At 39.5% G+C, this 17,876-nt stretch carries 17 protein-coding genes; 8 read left to right on the top strand and 9 right to left on the bottom strand.

Features of this window, described 5'->3' with window-relative positions:
- Nucleotides 1–77: 77 nt before the first annotated feature.
- Together L3V41_RS05700 and L3V41_RS05695 are read right to left on the bottom strand one after the other, a co-directional pair.
- Entirely contained in the window at nucleotides 78–1,289 is a 1,212-nt protein-coding gene (locus L3V41_RS05700; protein ID WP_237127306.1) for a sugar efflux transporter, read from the bottom strand.
- 140 nt (nucleotides 1,290–1,429) lie between these two features.
- Nucleotides 1,430–3,928, bottom strand: a complete 2,499-nt coding sequence (locus L3V41_RS05695) for a S8 family serine peptidase (RefSeq protein ID WP_237127305.1) — start codon at nucleotides 3,926–3,928, stop codon at nucleotides 1,430–1,432.
- Nucleotides 3,929–4,471: 543 nt separating this feature from the next.
- Here L3V41_RS05695 and L3V41_RS05690 point away from each other — a divergent pair.
- The 4 genes from L3V41_RS05690 to L3V41_RS05675 are packed head-to-tail and all read left to right on the top strand — an operon-like array spanning nucleotide 4,472 to nucleotide 7,602.
- Nucleotides 4,472–5,986, top strand: coding sequence for a curlin (locus L3V41_RS05690; RefSeq protein ID WP_237127304.1), 1,515 nt, complete (start codon nucleotides 4,472–4,474; stop codon nucleotides 5,984–5,986).
- 35 nt (nucleotides 5,987–6,021) lie between these two features.
- On the top strand, nucleotides 6,022–6,414 hold the full coding sequence (locus L3V41_RS05685) for a curli production assembly/transport protein CsgE (RefSeq protein ID WP_062567623.1): 393 nt from the start codon (nucleotides 6,022–6,024) through the stop codon (nucleotides 6,412–6,414).
- A 1-nt stretch (nucleotide 6,415) separates the two neighbouring features.
- On the top strand, nucleotides 6,416–6,829 hold the full coding sequence (locus tag L3V41_RS05680; protein ID WP_237115406.1) for a curli assembly protein CsgF: 414 nt from the start codon (nucleotides 6,416–6,418) through the stop codon (nucleotides 6,827–6,829).
- On the top strand, nucleotides 6,829–7,602 hold the full coding sequence (locus L3V41_RS05675) for a CsgG/HfaB family protein (RefSeq protein ID WP_062567625.1): 774 nt from the start codon (nucleotides 6,829–6,831) through the stop codon (nucleotides 7,600–7,602). Before L3V41_RS05680 ends, L3V41_RS05675 begins: the two co-directional genes overlap by 1 nt.
- A gap of 70 nt (nucleotides 7,603–7,672) precedes the next feature.
- Here L3V41_RS05675 and L3V41_RS05670 read toward each other — a convergent pair whose 3' ends face one another.
- The 4 genes from L3V41_RS05670 to L3V41_RS05655 form a co-directional block, all read right to left on the bottom strand.
- On the bottom strand, nucleotides 7,673–8,365 hold the full coding sequence (locus L3V41_RS05670) for a response regulator transcription factor (protein WP_062567626.1): 693 nt from the start codon (nucleotides 8,363–8,365) through the stop codon (nucleotides 7,673–7,675).
- A gap of 198 nt (nucleotides 8,366–8,563) precedes the next feature.
- Nucleotides 8,564–11,704 (bottom strand): M1 family aminopeptidase, encoded by a 3,141-nt coding sequence (locus tag L3V41_RS05665; protein ID WP_237127303.1) that lies wholly within the window; start codon nucleotides 11,702–11,704, stop codon nucleotides 8,564–8,566.
- Nucleotides 11,691–12,566, bottom strand: a complete 876-nt coding sequence (locus tag L3V41_RS05660) for an ABC transporter ATP-binding protein (protein ID WP_237127302.1) — start codon at nucleotides 12,564–12,566, stop codon at nucleotides 11,691–11,693. Before L3V41_RS05660 ends, L3V41_RS05665 begins: the two co-directional genes overlap by 14 nt.
- 284 nt (nucleotides 12,567–12,850) lie before the next feature.
- Nucleotides 12,851–13,045 (bottom strand): hypothetical protein, encoded by a 195-nt coding sequence (locus L3V41_RS05655; protein ID WP_237115409.1) that lies wholly within the window; start codon nucleotides 13,043–13,045, stop codon nucleotides 12,851–12,853.
- 248 nt (nucleotides 13,046–13,293) lie between these two features.
- On the opposite strand from L3V41_RS05655, the gene L3V41_RS05650 reads away from it, so the two are divergent.
- Both L3V41_RS05650 and L3V41_RS05645 read left to right on the top strand, forming a co-directional pair.
- On the top strand, nucleotides 13,294–14,352 hold the full coding sequence (locus tag L3V41_RS05650) for a histidine kinase (RefSeq protein ID WP_237127301.1): 1,059 nt from the start codon (nucleotides 13,294–13,296) through the stop codon (nucleotides 14,350–14,352).
- On the top strand, nucleotides 14,349–15,023 hold the full coding sequence (locus L3V41_RS05645) for a response regulator transcription factor (protein ID WP_237127300.1): 675 nt from the start codon (nucleotides 14,349–14,351) through the stop codon (nucleotides 15,021–15,023). The genes L3V41_RS05650 and L3V41_RS05645 overlap by 4 nt, the downstream gene beginning before the upstream one ends.
- Here L3V41_RS05645 and L3V41_RS05640 read toward each other — a convergent pair.
- The 3 genes from L3V41_RS05640 to L3V41_RS05630 are packed head-to-tail and all read right to left on the bottom strand — an operon-like array spanning nucleotide 15,020 to nucleotide 16,656.
- Nucleotides 15,020–15,619: a GDSL-type esterase/lipase family protein gene (locus tag L3V41_RS05640; RefSeq protein WP_062567631.1), complete on the bottom strand. Its 600-nt coding sequence runs from the start codon at nucleotides 15,617–15,619 to the stop codon at nucleotides 15,020–15,022. The two genes, L3V41_RS05645 and L3V41_RS05640, sit on opposite strands and share 4 nt — an antisense overlap.
- On the bottom strand, nucleotides 15,619–16,143 hold the full coding sequence (locus L3V41_RS05635) for a DsrE family protein (RefSeq protein WP_237127299.1): 525 nt from the start codon (nucleotides 16,141–16,143) through the stop codon (nucleotides 15,619–15,621). Before L3V41_RS05635 ends, L3V41_RS05640 begins: the two co-directional genes overlap by 1 nt.
- Nucleotides 16,144–16,191: 48 nt before the next feature.
- The gene (locus L3V41_RS05630; RefSeq protein WP_237115414.1) at nucleotides 16,192–16,656 is read right to left on the bottom strand and encodes an NAD(P)H-dependent oxidoreductase; all 465 of its coding nucleotides are present in this window, start codon (nucleotides 16,654–16,656) and stop codon (nucleotides 16,192–16,194) included.
- A 77-nt stretch (nucleotides 16,657–16,733) separates the two neighbouring features.
- Between L3V41_RS05630 and soxR the strand changes: the two genes are divergently transcribed.
- Both soxR and L3V41_RS05620 read left to right on the top strand, forming a co-directional pair.
- Nucleotides 16,734–17,195, top strand: a complete 462-nt coding sequence (gene soxR / locus L3V41_RS05625; RefSeq protein WP_237115415.1) for a redox-sensitive transcriptional activator SoxR — start codon at nucleotides 16,734–16,736, stop codon at nucleotides 17,193–17,195.
- A gap of 73 nt (nucleotides 17,196–17,268) precedes the next feature.
- The gene (locus L3V41_RS05620; protein ID WP_062567635.1) at nucleotides 17,269–17,874 is read left to right on the top strand and encodes a hypothetical protein; all 606 of its coding nucleotides are present in this window, start codon (nucleotides 17,269–17,271) and stop codon (nucleotides 17,872–17,874) included.
- The last annotated feature ends 2 nt before the right edge of the window (nucleotides 17,875–17,876 follow it).

Raw genomic sequence — 17,876 nt, 5'->3', positions numbered from 1 at the left:
AAACCCCCCAGTAATTGGAATGTCCAACTATTTGGGGTCACTTCACAGATACTCGGTCTTTTATCTATTTAAGCTAATTACTCAACTAGGCCTTCTTGTCGCACTGGGATAACAGCTCCGTGTTGTTCTTGTCGTTTTACATAGCTAAACAACAGCAAACACCCTAATGCCAAGCTTGCAGCAACCATAGAACCAAGGGTTGCAAATCTAAAACTATAAAACTGTGCAATAACCCCTGTTGCCCCTGTCCCACACATAACGCCGAGTTTAATTGCGTTCGTGTAAAACGCCGAAGTAAAACCTATTCGCTCTGGAAGCTGATCTTGTAATACGGTTAAGCCAATGCCCGCAAAAACACCGTAAAACAGCCCGTTTAAACTTTGCAGCGCGATTAAATGCCACACTTGAGTGGCAAAAAACACTCCTAAATAAAATACAATGGCACAACAAAATGCCACCGAAAGCATCGAAACCTTGCTGTATTTTTTAGCAAGCCTTGCCCCATACAGCATGATAGGAATTTCTAACAGTGCCACCACACCCATAAATAGCCCTGGCGTATGCTGTGCAAACCCTAGTTCAGTGATGCTATAAAGTGGCAAGGCAGATGAATACATAATATTGCCCGTTGAACCAAGCATAATGGCTAAGCCTAACAACCAAAATGATAAACTTGTTGCTTCTGCTGGCTCTAAAGCGTGTTGTGTTTTTTTAGTGCTGTAGTCAGGAATAAACTTAAATGCAAAGATAAGTGCAACCAAGGCACACACCGCAGCAAAATAAAACGAGCGGCTAAATTCGCCTCCCGCAGCTAACAAATAACCAAGCGGCGGGCCGCCCACCCAAGCAAAGGAAATAGCAGCACGTAAACGCGAATTAAAGCTGGTAATATCGATGTTCTGTTGACGCCCCGCCCATTGTCTTGCCACGGTCATCATTTGCGGAATTGCCGCATTGCCCATAGCGAGAAATAACACGCCTGCGAGCAGGACTTGCCAAAATGCACCGGCATTAGCAAAGATCACTAACGCACACACCATACCTGATACAGCCACCATAAATAACTTACGCGCACTGGTGCCTTTATCAGCCATGCCACCCAGCCACTGACTAATTACTAACCCCGTAATGGTGACCGCAACCATATAAACACCCAAATATACAGGCGGTGTTTGCAGCCCTTCGACAATGAATAAGCTCATCAACGGGTTAACGAATGCTCCCATTAGCCCAGTTAGCATACTTAGCAGAATAAAAATTACACCATGCTGTTTCAGCAATGCTTTCACTCACAACCCCACATTAATACGACACGTGAACAGATAATTTAAAGGGCGCAAATTATACACCGTTTTAGCGAAAACTTCATTTTGTAATACAAATTAAAAAGCCCAGCGTATAAGCTGGGCTTTTTCAAAGTAGAACTCTATTAGTCGAACGATACCGTTACTGGGTTAGAGCAAACGGTTTCAGTCACACATACCTTGTACTCATAACTTGGTAACTCAGCATTACGCTCTACATCACGGTAGAAGCCGCGATCAGCTACTGTTTCAAGTAGTTCTCCGTTACGGTAGATGCTTACTTGATCAGCGACTGTTTGCCAGCTTAAATCAACACGCATAGTGCCTAAACGCGTTTTACTTGAGCGTTTAAGCGATAACTCGATTTCAACATCAGATACGACGACTGTTTGCGTAAACGTATCTGTTTGGCCTTCGCTATCTGTTGCTGTTAGCGTCACTTCATAGCTACCCGCTTCGGCATAAGTATGTAGTGGATTTGCATCTGTCGATGATGCGCCGTCACCAAAGTCCCATGCCCAAGAGACAATATCATTATTGCTATCTGTGCTTGTATTGGTGAACGTTACATTTAAACCGGATGCTTCAAATGCAAAACCTGCTTGTGGTGGCTGCGGGCTTACCTCACCAATGGCGCTGAAAGTAAGTGACCAGCTGTTTAATGTACCTGTATCAGCAGCCAGTACATCTTTGACATTAAGTACCCAATCACCGGTTGCAACTTCGCCATTAAAGTTAGCCAGCGAATAGCTTTGTACTAAGTCATCTGCGCCACCTCCTGATTGGCTGTGAAGCGTGGCAGTTGTTCCTTGCGGCGAAGTTAACGTAACGATTAAATCACCAATGTAAGTATGAGCAATATCAATACTTGCATCCGTTGAGAATACTGTCAGCTCGTCAGCAACAGTTATTATTGAATCAATACCTGTGTCATCGTTATCTGGAATAGTCAAAGGTGTTTCATTTGAGTAAGTAAAATCATTTAAGCCAACAGGATTAACAAATAGTGACACAGTGCTTTGTTTTGCTAGTTCACCTGACGTTGCATCAACAACAAAACTATAGCTACCCCAAGCCGTTTCCTCTTGTGTGGGAACTGTTAATGTAACTACATCACCCGGCACAGCTTCAGTTTGCGATAGCGTTGCACCGTCTAAATCAGCTTGAAGCGCAAGGTTAACAATGCCTTCCCACTCGGCAATTGAGCCAATTTCAAAGGTATAGGTTGCAGTTTCACCTGCGGTGATTTGTTGCGAACCTGGCGAAACCGAAATTCTGAAGCTTGGTGTCGGATCAGCTTGTTCAAGCGCTTGATGCACATTTAAACGATTACCCGATACCGTTTTACCTTGCAATGCTTCATTTTGATCACCACTATTCATTAACAGTTGTTTTAGCTCGAGCGCTGTTAAATCGGGGTTGATTGATAACACCAGTGCCGCAGCACCTGCAACATGCGGTGTGGCCATTGAAGTACCAGAATAGCTTGCATAACCATTACCAGGTACCGTTGATAAAATTGCACTACCTGGTGCACCTAAATCAACACTGGTTAAACCCCATTGTGAAAAGCTCGACATATTGTCTCTGCTATCAGTACTGGCAACGGATAACACACTCTCGTGCTCGTAGTTTGACGGGTAATGCGGGTTTTGATCGTTATCTACTGCATCATTACCTGCGGCTGCAACAAATAAAATATCTGCTTGCTCACTTGCAGTGATCGCATCTGCCAATGCTTGGCTAAAGCCACCACCGCCCCAACTGTTATTTAAAACACGTACATTGACGCCTTGGTTTTTAAGATCAACCATATAGTCGATACATTTTATCGCATCAGACGTTGAGCCTGTACCATCTGCACTTAAAAATTTACAACCTACAATTGATGCTTCTTGGTTTACACCGACGACACCTGTACTATTATTACCCGATGCACCAATAGTACCTGATACATGCGTACCATGACCCTGATCATCCATAGGATCACCTGCATCAGTGATTGCATTAATACCATGTACGTCATCGATGTAACCATTACCATCGTTATCAATACCATCACCTGGAATTTCACCTGGGTTGATCCACATATTGTCCGCTAAATCTTCATGGCTGTAATCAACACCAGTATCGATTACACCAACAACAACATCACGGCTCCCTGTTGAAATATTCCACGCTTCAACAGCATCAATATCAGCATCTTCTATACCACCGGTTTGACCTTCATTATGCAAACCCCATAATTGAGAGAAATCAGGATCATTCGGCACATTAGCTATCGACACACGATAGTCAGGTTCGGCATATTCAATTGCAGCATGGCTTTGTAGACGCTTGATAGCTTCTTTGCTGCTCATACCAACAATTTTAAATTTAGCTAAACGACCAGATAAAATTGCAGAGTAATTATCATCAACACCATCTTTGTTAACATCACTAATCGTCGCTTTCACTAGGTTGCGAGCATTTTCTCGCACCGCGACAGACGTACCAGCTTTATACATGACCAAAACTGAGTCTTCACTTGCACCGACTACGGTCGCTTTTGCTGGAGTGCTAATTTGCGCAGCACCTAAACATGGTAATAAAGCTAGGCTGAGTACAGATAATTTAGTTTTCATATTTTCTATCCATAATTAGTTAGGCTGGCCGAGAGGTAGGCTCGACCAACAAAGCTCATTACTTCTGAATGAATATCACATGGCATATTTTATAAATGGCAAATCACAATCAACTGGCAAGAAAAATACCTATCGAAATAAAAGATCCATACTTTTAAATGGGAAAAATGATAGAAAAAAGTGAAATGCAGCACTTTTTAACCGGTTCCAAATTCAGGAACCTCAAACGCAATAACTAGCACTTTTTAACCAACCGATAAGCATAAATTAAACAATAAATTAACAAATCAGACTTAAGCCATTGAAAATAAATAATATTAAAAACAGCAAAAAATGATGATTTTTTATTCCTAAAAATCGGCCTAGAGTAATTACTTGTTAATCTAAAATTCAGATTATCAACGAGTAGTAAATACGTTTCATACACTTCTGAACGTCACAAACGGAATATCACGCACTTAATCCGGCAAGGCATGCCGGTACATAGTTCTAAGTCAAAAATTGATTAGAACTTTGATTAATAATAACTGAAAGGAAATAATCATGAAGTTAAAAAAATCTCTACTCACATGCGCAATCACCTTCGCTTTGGGCTCAAGCTTTACTGCATCCGCGAATATTGATGATAAAGCTCAATCCAGCTCAGAGCTTGCTACGCAAGTAGCTGTACAAAGCACGACCAGCTCAGTTTCGATTGATCAAACATCGACATCTGGAATAGGTAACTCACATGTTGTTATACAGCAAGGTACTGGTCAAACTACTGAAACAGTGAGTGTTGGTGATGGTAATTTACTTGAGGTTACTCAAACACAAACGAGTAACTTATCACTCGTAAGTGCAACGGGTAATTTTAATACTATAACCCACAATCAAAATGGCACACTCAATGGTGCGTTATCCGAAGTTACTGGTACAGACAATACAATTGATGTGGCACAGCAAGGTGCTGGCTTCTTTGGCATTAATAATGAAGCAATTAATATCATCGAAGGTGACGCAAATACTATTGAAGTCAATCAAGGTGATGGTGGTCATTGGTTATATAACTTCAATATGCAAGGTAACGACAACACAATTAGTGCATCGCAGGTAGGTTTATTAAATGAAGCGACATTCAATGTAGTGCAAGGTGATGATAATACACTTGAGGTAGCACAAGACGGTGTATTCAATGCATTTACTTCGGATGAAATCGTTGGAAACAGTAATGAAATTATTATTGATCAAACCGGTTCTTTCAACAGCGCTATACTCACCTCATTGCGTGGAGATGCCAATGAAGTAGAGTTTGAACAAGATGGCGATTCAAATAGTGTTGTTATTGCTGAAATCACTGGCAATGATAATGAAATTAACGCTGATCAAGAAGGCAATAGTAATAGCTTTGAGTCTGCTGTAATGATGGGTGATGGAAACGCTCTTTTAGTTAATCAAGCACAGGATAATAATACCGTCACACTTGATGCCATTGGCAATGATAATGAACTAACAGCATTTCAAAATGGTAACGGCAATGACGCTTACCTAGGTGCCGTTGGTGACGAAAATGAATTCACCAGCAATCAAATTGGTGATGCTAACAGCGCACATATCGCAAACTTTAATGGTAGTGATAATGACGTTGATATTAGCCAGGCTGGTAATGAAAACACTGTACTTGTGCAGTCGTCATACCCTGACACTTCTCTCACTTCAAATAACAACGAAATTACCGTTAACCAAGAAGGTAGCTTAAATGAAGCCGCTCTTACATTTGCAAGCGTTCTTGATAGTAACAGTAACCAAGTTTCATTTGCGCAAAGTGGTGAGTTGAATGCCATAGATCTCATTATGGAAGGTAGCGGCCATTCTGTTGATATTAGTCAGACTGGCTCTGAAAACTTTGTAGTAGGTGTTGATCAAGGTGCTTTTTTAATTGGTGGCGAGAATAACTCATTTGTTGTTGTGCAAGAAGGTAATGCGAACCTTGTCGAGGGCTCAATTATTGGTTCTAACAACGCAGTTATGATCACCCAAATTGGTGATGGCAATATCGCAACTGTCACTCAAGAATAAACTTTTAGGAGGGAGCTCTGCTCCCTCATTCAATTATGAAAACACAACTTTTAACCCGTATTTATTGCATTTTTTTAGCTTTCACTTGTTTTACAAGCCAAGCTAAAGAGCTAGAGATTGATGGCCTTGTGCTCGACAGGAGCATAAGCCGTTTTGGGCACCAATTTTATTTTGAATTTGCGAACCTCTGGCGCGATCTTCCTTCTACGGCTGGCTTTAATATCGAAATAAAAGAAACGGTATTACCACGAGCAGGCACACGACTCGTACTAAGAATGAATAATCAAATCGTGTATGTCACTTATCTAGGCCGTCGCCTTGAACCTTTGGATGAGCGTGTAAAACAAGCAATGTACAGTGTTATGGACGCGATGGCGCGCAGTCAGATGCAACAATCATCACCGGATATGGCAAAAAATGGATGGTAAAATGAAATATATCATTACCCTAATAATAATTTTCAACTTACAAACTAGCTGGGCGACCGAACTCGTTTATACCCCAATTAACCCCAGTTTTGGCGGAAGCCCGCTCAATGGCAATATGTTATTAAGTAAAGCACAATCACAGAATAAGCATAAAGCCCCCATTATTGAGCAAAATTATGCAGATAAATTTCAAGATTCACTTGAGCGTACTTATCTAAACCGTATGGTGAGAGAAATCACCGATATGGCATTTGGTGAAGAAGTAGATGACAGCATTTTCAATGGCGACTCGTCATTTATCACCGGAGACTATGAAATACAAATTATCACCAGTACCACCGATACCATCACTGTTAGAATAACAAGCATACTAGATGGCACTGTGACGGTTATTGAAGTACCGAGGTTTGAATGATGATTAAGGTAATTTTAAGTGCGATACTATTGATACTTACTGGCTGTTCATCAATTGGTAACCTTGTTCCACCAAGCAAGGAGTTAGCCGAGACATTAGAACCAACTGAAACATTTCAAGCCCTTCAAGCACTGCCTAATCCTATGGGCAGTATTCCTGTTTCTGTTTATTCATTTAGAGATCAAACGGGTCAATATAAACCGCAAGCCAATGTGAGTTCATTCTCAACCGCCGTCACGCAAGGTGCTAACTCAATTCTGGTACAAGCTTTACATGAATCTGATTGGTTTATTCCTGTGGAGCGTGAAGGTTTACAAAATATCTTAACTGAACGGAAGATAATCCGTGCTGCACAAGCAGAAAATAAGGATTTACCAGATCTCCCCCCTCTTACAACTGCAAAAATAATTCTTGAAGGAGGAATTATTAGCTACGATACCAATATTAAAACGGGCGGTATCGGTATGGAATATTTTGGTATTGGTGCATCAGAGCTATACAGAGAGGATGCGATTTCAATCTATTTGCGCGCTGTTGATGTACGAACAGGACAGGTATTACTCTCAGTCGCCACCAGCAAAAAAGTACTTAGCCAAGAAATGCGCGCAGGCTTTTTCCGCTATGTGAGTTATAAACGACTTGCCGAAGCAGAAGCAGGCTATACAGACAATGAACCCATGAGTATTTGTGTTACCCAGGCTATCGAGAAAGCCCTTAGTGACTTAATTCTAAAAGGCATCAATAAAGGTATTTGGTCAGCTAAAACGGTGTAAGCTAAATAATGGTGCTGATTATCAGCACCATTATTTATACAACGGCTTATAAAACCCAAGCGATGTCTTACTATCTTTGCAAAGATAAACTCACAGCCATATAGTTTTGTGCCCAATTAGCAAGTTCAACTCGATTACGCGACGCTGTTTTTTTGAATGCACTATAGAGATGGGTTTTTACAGTATGGTCACTAATATTCAAACTTTCAGCAATATCACGATTACTTGCTCCTTGTGCTAGCAAATGAATAACAGATTTTTCGCGTTTAGTAAGTGAGTTTAGCTCTATTGCTGTTCCAGCGGTCTCATTATTTGTATTAAATTGGTTTCGAGAAATAGCTGACCACATATAGTTAAACACAGTGGAAATGCTCTTTGAACTAAAAAGTAGCTCGCCATTAAGCACTTTCATCAGCCCAGCAAAAATATCTTCTGGCGATTGCTCAGCAAAAAAGACACCTTTAATACCATTAAGCAGTAAATTCTTTTCACACACAGAGTTAACTTCAGCATTGAAAATAACCACAGTGTGTTTTTTGGCAAGTTGAACTAACTCAGCTGGAAGCAAGTCGAGCCAATAAGACCCTGCACTATCAATAAGATAAAGATCAAACTCCTCTCGCATTGACTCTAATGGCAGCCGCGAATCAATTTTAACGCGCACGAAGAACGCATCTAACATTTTAATTAAATATTGATAATTATGACTGCGATTTTGTGACGTTGCTTGGGCTTTTAGGAATACAGAAGTTGGCTGAATCATTTTATTTCTTCCTTGAAATATTTTCTACACAATACCTAAATAAGACACAAGCATCAACATAAAAATAAACATCTGGCAACATAATTATTAAAAAAACTCATCCTTTAGGGTTTGTTAAAACCAACCAAATAAACGATGATTCATTAACCAGCAAAGACTCTCCCTTAGTAACATTAAAAGTTTCTTGTGCTAATTTGTTTAAATTTCTAAAAACAACTCTTTAATTAATACTCTATCGCTATTTTTAGCATGGGTTTGCAAAGCACGTATGAAATCCATAGAAGTTGCTGGCCGGTTAGGGTATGCATATTCTCTCCAAACAGACTTAAGTGCTTTAATAATGACTTCATCGCCCACTTTTTCTCTGAGTCTTGCAAAAACAATCGTTGCTTTAGAATATTGATCATAATTTTTTGTTGAGTTTACAAGTGCTTGTTTAGCTAAAGTGTCAACCCTTAAAGCTTGCTTATATCGCCTAGTTTCGTAGTCAACAAGTGCATTCATCGCCGCTTTTCCATAGCGTTTTTCTATCATGACTAACTCAATATACTTCGCCATTGACTCGACTAAAAAGGCGCTGTCATCAGGAACGCTGTTACCTATATCGTGACCAAACCACTGATGAGCCGTTTCATGAACAGCGCGCCGATAGCGCTGATCAAAACCAGCATCAAAACTAGGGAATGCCCTAAACCCCACATTATTTTCAATAAGTATAATCTCAGGTAAAGCATAACCCGCTCCACCAAACTTGGGCGCGGCAACCATGCTCAATGTCTTTGCTTTATAAGCAACAATATTATCTTTAAACCAAGTCAGTGTATCTTTCATCGCCTGTAAATTAACGGCTATTGAATCGGCTGGTTCCGTAAGCGTTTTTCGATTTGCATATATTTGTAGTTTTACCTCACCCAGTTGCTCGCTTATCGGTGAGCCTGGAAGCGTAAGCCATGCAGGTAGATTATTAAATGCCGAATCGGTTTTAAACTTAAAAACTTCGCGATTATCTTTGCGTTGATGGGCTATTCGAGTGCCCTGCGTCACAACATAGTAGCCTGATGCGGTTGATACCGTACTCGACATAGTTATGCGATCATACCTTGATGGTCGATTTTCCTTAACAGCAAGCAGCTCTGAAGGTAAGGAACTTGTCCTAGCGAACAAACCATGCTTTTCCCTAAGGTGCTTGTCTATTAGTTCGTAATTAACCTGATACCCAATCGTTGGCAACACAGGAACAGCACGAATATAACTAAACTCAGGAGTAAGAATTTGATGCCCCACTGCGGGCCAAAGCTTTGCTTGGTGAATTTCAAACTGCGTGGTGAGTATTTTTATTTCACCGGGTTTTATAGCATCCTCAAACTCATACACCGCTTGATTTAATGATGGGTAAAAAACAGCTTTCCTTGCACCTGCAATTTTTATGTCTGCCCATTTATAAAAGCCTGCGCGACCAACTAGGATACGCTTTATAGCAGTAGAATGAGGGTTGGTTAGAGTATATTTAAGTTCAAATTGTGCAAGCTGTTTGTCAGGATAAAAGTCTATATTAGCATCAATATGACTAATGATTGGTTGCTCTTTATATTTCCAATTCACAAATGTGCTTTCATAGTTGGCTTTAAATGCTTCACGTTTATGTGAGTTAGTTAACGGCTTTTCTGCCACTAAATTAAAATGCAACTGCGCAAATAAATAAACAGATAAAAAGACTGGCAGCGCTAACCATGTGTCTTTCACTTTTACGGCCCGTCTTCCAAGCCCAGCCCCACGATGATTATAAAGCTGGCTTATGACAACAAAACTCAGTACCGCGACAATCCACACGCTCATATATGGCCAATAACTGTTTAAACTAGCTCTGTATCCCCAAAACTCGCTAGGTGCTTGTAATGGTGTCCAAGCTAAGCTCCAAAAAGTATGTGTGAGACCAAAGGAAGTCATTACTGGCGTAAACTTGAGTATTAAGATAACAATAACAACTAAGCCAGCGACTAAAGGCGAACGGCAAATATTGAAAATGCACACGCTCACCCAAGCAACTAATGTAAGTGGTAACAGCATTAGAGCGAGTATATAAATATGCTGACTAGCATGGTACTCACTGCCAGCAAACCACTCAGCAAAAGAAGCTCCCAAAAAGCTCATCACAGAAAAAACAATTGCTAAAGTCGCCACCGTGAATAATTGGCTGTGTAAAAGCGTTGCCGTTTTTACTGGCGATGCAGCAATCAGTTCAGCCATATGAAACCGTTTTGCCGCACAACTAACCTGCCAACTCCAAAGCACAAGTAATAAACAGCCAATGAGCAAATGCATATCAAACGCATAATGATTAATTGCATCGATACTCGTAGGGCTAACCACACTCATTGCTTCTGCATATTCAAAAGAAGACGCAACGCTGTTAAATACAATGACTGACCACAATACTAAAGTCAGTTGTGTTATAGGGAGCTTGAGTACATTTAAAATTGAAACTTTATAAAGTGTTAAAAATATGAAGCAATTATGCCCTTTTGGGGCAATACCCTTGTATAGCACTTTTAAATTTAAGACTGGCTCTGAGGCCTTTGTACCTTGTTTAATATTTTTCTTAGTGGTGCGAACTGCCACAATATAGATAACAATTGTAAGTGTTACTACCATCAACCGATTTATTACAAGCGCCCAATATCGAGGCTCTACGAAGCCCGCAATAATCGTGGAGTAAGCAAAAGGATCAAGCCAAATAGATGCCTGATATAAAGACTCACTTATAATACCACTACCTGCCAAAATGGGATTGCCGGTAATACTTGCGAAAAACAAATAACCAACCCATATGGCACCCAGAATAGTGTAAGTTACCAATGCACTTTGAAACCGCTTACAAACCCAAAAAGCCAAAACCACCAAAAAGCTGCAATTTGGAATAAGTAGCAAAAAACTATTTAACAATAGAGAGTTAACAGCTTCCCAATCCAAGCCTTGCACTCTTAACTGCCAATGCCAAACTATCAAAGATCCAATAAAAGAAATCATGATAAGACATAGTAGTAAACTCACTACACGAAACAGCTCTCTGTATTTTGACGTAATCGGGGTGACACCTATAAGCTCATCCATGTTGTGTAGTTGATCCCGTAAAAAAATAGCGGGGGCAAGTATTCCCACTAGCACGGCAAGCTGCATCATGTGTATTGATATTAAGTGTAAAGAAAATTGCTTAAGGGTATCTCCCTCTGCAATAGCCAAACCGGAAGATAACGTAAATGCAAAAAGTGGCGCAAACACACAACATAACCAAACAATAGGTTGAGTAAAAAGGTACTTTAATTCATTACGAAGTCGCATTTTTAGCCCCTTGCGATTTCAACTCATAAAAATATTTATCTTGTAGCGTCGCCGTTGCAGCGACGGCCTCAGGTTCTGGGCATTGAGGGGCGTAAACACGAAATATTGGCTTACCATAACGATAACTTTTGCTCAACACTAGGGAGCCTGCGGGTAGCTCTGATGGTAAGCGTTTCAATAACCAAACATTACCTGCCAGTTGATGCACTAGTTCATCAACATTGCCACTTTGAATGAGTTTGCCTTGATTGATCATTGCGACAAAGCGGCACTGATTTTCTATATCTTCAACAATATGGGTAGATAATAAAACTAAACGCTCTTTGCTAATTGAAACTAATAAGTTATTAAGGCTCTCACGCTCAGCAGGATCAAGGCCTGCGGTTGGCTCATCTAAAATAATGAGTTTAGGATTACCTAGTAAGGCTTGTGCGATTCCGAAACGCTGCTTCATACCACCAGAAAATTTACTTACTTTTTTGTTTGCAAACCCTGTTAAATTTAAAAGTGACAGTAATTCATTAATTTGTCGCTTTCGTTGCTCTGAATTAAGGCCTTTCAATATGGCAATATGCTCTAACAAAGCATGACAACTCATTGCAGGATAAACACCAAACTGCTGTGGTAAATAGCCTAGCTGCTTACGCAATTCATCTGGGGACTCTAAAATATTTAAACCATCAAAATTAATATGACCTGTGTCTACATTTTGTAAGCAGGCTAATGTTCGCATTAAGCTTGATTTTCCTGCTCCATTTGGCCCAAGTAAACCCACCATTCCTTTGGGCAAATGGATTGTTATGTCATTTAATGCATGTGTGCCATCTGCATATTTCTTATTAATATTTGTGAGTGTAAGCATAGGTACATTCCTTAATTAACGAATCGTTACATTAAGTGACTGTAACCAAGTCGGTAAGGGAATTATGATCAAACTATAAAAGCACAGGATGAAAGTAAGTATTTAGCGTTCATCAGTAAAAATAGTACGTTCATCATTACATTCGTGCATCAACAACGAAAATCATTAATCTTACTTAGGTATATAAGGGCATGAAATAGAATGACTTTAACTATGCTCATAGGTCATCATGTATTAAGCTGGTGTGTTAGGTTGTAAAAATAAAATGGAGTGGCGTTTGCGGGCTATTTTTTCTCTTCTATCAGGCAATTCAAATAACAAATATTTGGTTGCTTTGCTGCCAGTATTTGCAGCCATTTTGCTTGAAGGTCATACACGCTACCTGTCGTTAAGGCTTGACTCCCCTGCTTTATATTTAAAAATAAATCTGCAACTGTTATTGGAATGCCTGCCCTTTTTAATTGCCCATCTTTTAACATTCAAGGGAACATATAAAAGCCCAACCTTGGTGTGGCTTACAGGCTTCACTCTGTATCCGCTCAGCATATATACACATGCTCTAGTTTCTTCAACTTACGCTCAATGGCAATACTTAAGCGTACAATGTTGGATTTTGTGCTCGTTAGCCAGCTTACTTTGGCTGGTTTCACAGCGTAATAAGACCAATAAAAACAGCTTAATTGCTAGGTGGTTTATCTCTTTTATATCATTAGATAACGTGGTGCTGATGATACTGATTTGCTGGGCTTTTTTGTTCGCAGGTATACTTAATAGTCATCAAGACCCTTTATTAAATCAACCATTCGAACTAATTTTTGATGTTGGCAAATTCTTTTCAGAGCTTAATCAGTTTTTATTTTACTTTCTTCAACTTGGCGTTTATGCCGTTATCATATACAGCTTATATTTAATAAATCGCTACGTGCTTATTCGTCATTTATTAGCAAACTACGGTGTCTTCACTTTTGTGGCCTCATGTCTCATTTTTATGGCTACACTAACCCCGTTACTTATCGCACTGGTGCTAACATTACCTATTAATGATTTACCACAAGATATTGCGAATCTAACACCCAGTGGTAACCAAAATATTTTTGCTAAATATAATTATCAGTTTATGTTTTTCTTTCTGATCATTACTACACCTATCATCCTTGCTTTTGAAAGACAGCAACAGCAAAGTAAATTAAATGAAATAGCAAAACAGCAAACCAAAACCGAATTAAAACTTCTTCAACAACAAGTTAACCCACATTTTTTATTTAACACCCTAAATAATTTATATGCACTCACGCTCACAAAATCAGAGCATGCGCCACAGTTGGTTATGCATTTAGCAGATTTATTAAGATACACTGTCTATGAAGGACAAAAGCCAGTGGTTTTATTAGAAAAAGAATTAGCATACCTAAAAAGCTTTATAGAGCTACAAAAAATTAGAAGCGCAAACAAATACTTATTTAACCTAACCTGGCCTGATAGAGTCGACGATCTTCATATAGCGCCTTTATTACTGATTATAATCGTCGAAAATGCCATTAAACACGGTGTAGAACCTGCATCGGACTCAACAAAAGTAACTCTCGCAATTACTATAAATGACACTGTGCTAACACTCTTTTGTGAAAACTCTATAAGTACCCAAACTGAAAAAAGCCACCCAGGCATGGGGCTCTGTAACCTGCAAAAAAGACTAGAATTGTTATACCCAAATAAACATACCTTAACGGCTAAAAAACACGCGACACATTGGCAGACAACCCTAACTTTGGAGTTATCAAAATGATAAGAGCAATCATCGTTGACGATGAACCCCTAGCCCATCAAGTGATTGAACATCACCTACAGGCACATTCTGATATTAAGATTATAGCTCAATATGTTAGCGCAAAAGATGCCCTTTATGGGTTAGCTAAATCCACTGTTGACTTAGTGTTTTTAGATATAAATATGCCAGAGCTAACAGGAATCGAATTATTAAGAACTTTGGCACACCCTCCCCAAGTCATCATTGTAAGCGCGTACCAAGAATACGCTATAACAGGGTTTGAATTGAATGTGACAGATTACTTACTCAAACCCGTGTCTGCGCCAAGGCTTGAACAGGCTCTCAATAAGGTGCGTGAGCATTTAGTTAAACCAAATATAATTGAGCCTAATAACATTACGCTTAAAGTAGATAGAGAAAAACGAAAGTTTAACTTAGATTCTATTGAGTATATTGAGGCATATGGCAACTATGTGAAGGTGCATCAAGCTGAGCAAGTAACACTTGCGAGCACAACACTAAAACAGCTTAGTGAACAGCTACTCCCTTCATTTACCCAAATTCATAAATCGTTTTTAGTAAACAAACAAAAGGTGATAGCTGTAAACAGTGAATTTGTTGAACTAAATACAGGTAAAACCCTGAAAATAGGTAAATCTTTTAAAGATCTTTCACAAACTCTACTTTAAAGATATTCAAATAAATAGTCGGCAAGTAACTTATGCTCTTGGGCCTGCCAATGTACGCCCTCTGTTTGGCAAGGAGCAAGAAGAGCATAACCGTTTATAAAGTGACACTCATGGCGTTCTGTGACTAATTTATACTCAACTGTTAATTGCTTCGCTTTTTTGGCAGCGCCAGCATAGATAGACTGATAAGCCCCAACCTCATAAACCGCAGATGGACTCAGCACCACTATTTTAGGCATTTCTCGATGCAGATAGTGAATCTCGATGTCGACTATTAACGTATCCAGTGCTTTGGCAATATCATCGGCTGCTAATCCAAAACGACGCTTTAAATCGTTCGTACCTAGCTGAATAATGATGACATCAATATGATACGCTCGAAGATATGGCTCTAAGTACTTAACCCCTAATTTATCACCACTAAATGGTGGTTCATCAGCTATCGTACGATTTGGTAGCCCTGCTTCAATAACCAAATGCCCAGCACCGAGCTTGTCTGCAAGCAAACATGGCCAACGTGTATGTTCGTCAAAGCGCTTACCATCTAGTGGTGAAATTCCATAGGTATTAGAATCACCAAAACAAAGAATATTCATTAAAATGGATTCAGGGTATAGCCCTGCTGCTGTAGTTGTGCGTGTGCTGTCATGGCAGATAATGCCATTTGCACACCTGGTATCAGTTGCTCTTGCTTAACTTGCATATGTGTTGCCGACTGACCACATACATAAACAACGGTGTTGTGCGCGAGTAATTGTGAAATCAATTGTTGGTTTTTATTATCGCTATTAAAACGTTGCTTATAAGCGCCCGTTTTGAGTACATCCACGCTTGCACTGCCATGCACAACCAAAGCAAGTTCAATGTTTTCTGGTTTCACCCCATGGGCAATGTGCATATTAATAAAACGTGCTAGCGAGTTAATACTGTTATTTTGCTTACCTTTTTCTGCAGCATCGGCCACATCAAAGGCAATTTTAAACCTTGTTTGCTCATCAATAGCCGTATGATTTGGCACAGTATAATAAAAACCAAATCCTTTAATCGCGGGCTCTTTTTGCTCTGCATGACTTAAACTTGCTACCAATGCGAGAGATAAACCCAACAATGTTAATTTCATAAATAACCCTGCTGTTTTTTATCTCTAGCCTAACCTTTTTTTCTGATTTTAACTAGCCTCAATATGCTGATGCGCTTTAAAGGTCATGCCTAAATAATTAAAGGTATTTTTAAACATATCTATAAACGCACTTGGCGCGTTAACCGAACCTGCATTTGATAGCAGTGAGAACTGTTTTTCACGAAGCGTTCTAAGCTTAGGTCTGAGAATTTCATCGTCCATATAATCAGTAATACGGTCTAAAAAAGCTTTAAATTGTGGTGTTGTGTTATACCAATAAACAGGAGAGGCTATCACCCAATGTTGATAGCTTAATAGAGCTTCAAAAACGGCATAAAAGTCATCATTTTTATACTGTTTATCGTATCGATAAGCTGAAATAATGTAATCATCAAGGCAGACGATATCTCCTCCATATTGCTTTTTATAATCATTAACTTGTAAGCTCGTATTTCCTTGTTTTCTTGCACTTGAATAAATGATTACTGTATTTTCAATCGGTTTTTGTTGCATTATTATTGCTCCTTTTTTTATGATGTGCGCAGCGTAAAACCTCAAGCTAACTTTAGGTCAACACTTTGGAGCAAATTATGTCAGGATCAGAAAAAAAACTCGTTGATGCAAACCTATCGGTTGGCTTTGTGGCAAAACGCAGTGGTGTAAAAGTCTCAACGCTGCATTTTTATGAAACAAAAGGCTTAATCCGTAGTTGGCGTAATAATGGCAATCAGCGTCGTTATAAGCCTGACGTACTGCGCCGTATCGCCGTGATAAAGGCAGCACAGGCCATGGGCATTACCCTAGAAGCTATAAAGCACACGCTAAGTACTCTACCTGAGCAACGCACACCAACGAAACAAGACTGGGCAGAACTTTCAAAACGCTGGCAAACTCAATTAGATGAAAAAATTCACTATATGCAACGACTCAGAGATCGAGTCAACGGCTGTATTGGCTGTGGCTGTTTATCTATGGCTAAGTGCCCTATTTATAATAAAGAAGATCATTTAGGTGAAGAACACTCGGGTGCCGTACTTTTAGAAAGAGATTAGCTTTGTTATCTAGTGACTAAACTTTCTTTATATATTACAATGTTTTAATAGCATAAATGAAAGGAATCTAATCATGGATAACAGTAATAAAAACCCACCGAAGATCAGCAATGCCCTTAAAACAGTGGATAACAAAGAGCTAAAAAGTACCGGCTTTTGGCTCAATCAAGTTTTTTTAGTGCTATCAACTGTTTTTGGTGTTTATCTCGCAGCGCAAAGTGGTTTAGAGCAAGCGCTAAAGTTTGATACTTTTAGCAAGATGGAAGATAACTATTATCTTCGTACTTCTTTGTACGACGAAGTGAAGGATAATGCAGATAATCTTAGTAAGTTTGCGGCCTTATTGGCTAAAAGCCCCCCCAAGTCTGAGCTTGAATATAATAAGCCAACAATCGAAAAGTATATTTGGCAAACAATGCAATATTCGCCCACAACATTAGAAACACCGAGCGAGTTTCTAACTCAAGTGCGTCGCTTTTACAGTAAGAGTCAATTTATTATAGATGCCGCAATAAACCGAAAAATGTCAGCCAAATATGCATCTGAAGAGCTGAAAAAAGCAGTAGCGATAATTGAAAATCAAACCTTGCCGAACCTACAAAGCAGTGCAGCATTACTTAAAACTGAGCTAAGTAAAAACGGGATCGATATCGGCACGTTAAAAGGGAATAACAACTAATA

This window comes from Pseudoalteromonas sp. L21 (assembly GCF_021728035.1).
In the GTDB taxonomy this organism is placed as follows: domain Bacteria; phylum Pseudomonadota; class Gammaproteobacteria; order Enterobacterales; family Alteromonadaceae; genus Pseudoalteromonas; species Pseudoalteromonas arabiensis.
Note: the sequence above shows the minus strand (reverse complement) of the source record. Positions and strands in the feature narration are given on the sequence as shown.

Coding starts and splice junctions, on each gene's coding strand:
- L3V41_RS05655 (WP_237115409.1), bottom strand. CDS start 13,045: ATGTTAAAAGATGGGCAATTAAAAAGGGCAGGCATTCCAATAACAGTT.
- L3V41_RS05660 (WP_237127302.1), bottom strand. CDS start 12,566: ATGCTTACACTCACAAATATTAATAAGAAATATGCAGATGGCACACAT.
- L3V41_RS05685 (WP_062567623.1), top strand. CDS start 6,022: ATGAAAACACAACTTTTAACCCGTATTTATTGCATTTTTTTAGCTTTC.
- soxR (WP_237115415.1), top strand. CDS start 16,734: ATGTCAGGATCAGAAAAAAAACTCGTTGATGCAAACCTATCGGTTGGC.
- L3V41_RS05635 (WP_237127299.1), bottom strand. CDS start 16,143: ATGAAATTAACATTGTTGGGTTTATCTCTCGCATTGGTAGCAAGTTTA.
- L3V41_RS05690 (WP_237127304.1), top strand. CDS start 4,472: ATGAAGTTAAAAAAATCTCTACTCACATGCGCAATCACCTTCGCTTTG.
- L3V41_RS05680 (WP_237115406.1), top strand. CDS start 6,416: ATGAAATATATCATTACCCTAATAATAATTTTCAACTTACAAACTAGC.
- L3V41_RS05665 (WP_237127303.1), bottom strand. CDS start 11,704: ATGCGACTTCGTAATGAATTAAAGTACCTTTTTACTCAACCTATTGTT.
- L3V41_RS05675 (WP_062567625.1), top strand. CDS start 6,829: ATGATTAAGGTAATTTTAAGTGCGATACTATTGATACTTACTGGCTGT.
- L3V41_RS05650 (WP_237127301.1), top strand. CDS start 13,294: ATGATACTGATTTGCTGGGCTTTTTTGTTCGCAGGTATACTTAATAGT.
- L3V41_RS05620 (WP_062567635.1), top strand. CDS start 17,269: ATGGATAACAGTAATAAAAACCCACCGAAGATCAGCAATGCCCTTAAA.
- L3V41_RS05695 (WP_237127305.1), bottom strand. CDS start 3,928: ATGAAAACTAAATTATCTGTACTCAGCCTAGCTTTATTACCATGTTTA.
- L3V41_RS05630 (WP_237115414.1), bottom strand. CDS start 16,656: ATGCAACAAAAACCGATTGAAAATACAGTAATCATTTATTCAAGTGCA.
- L3V41_RS05640 (WP_062567631.1), bottom strand. CDS start 15,619: ATGAATATTCTTTGTTTTGGTGATTCTAATACCTATGGAATTTCACCA.
- L3V41_RS05645 (WP_237127300.1), top strand. CDS start 14,349: ATGATAAGAGCAATCATCGTTGACGATGAACCCCTAGCCCATCAAGTG.
- L3V41_RS05670 (WP_062567626.1), bottom strand. CDS start 8,365: ATGATTCAGCCAACTTCTGTATTCCTAAAAGCCCAAGCAACGTCACAA.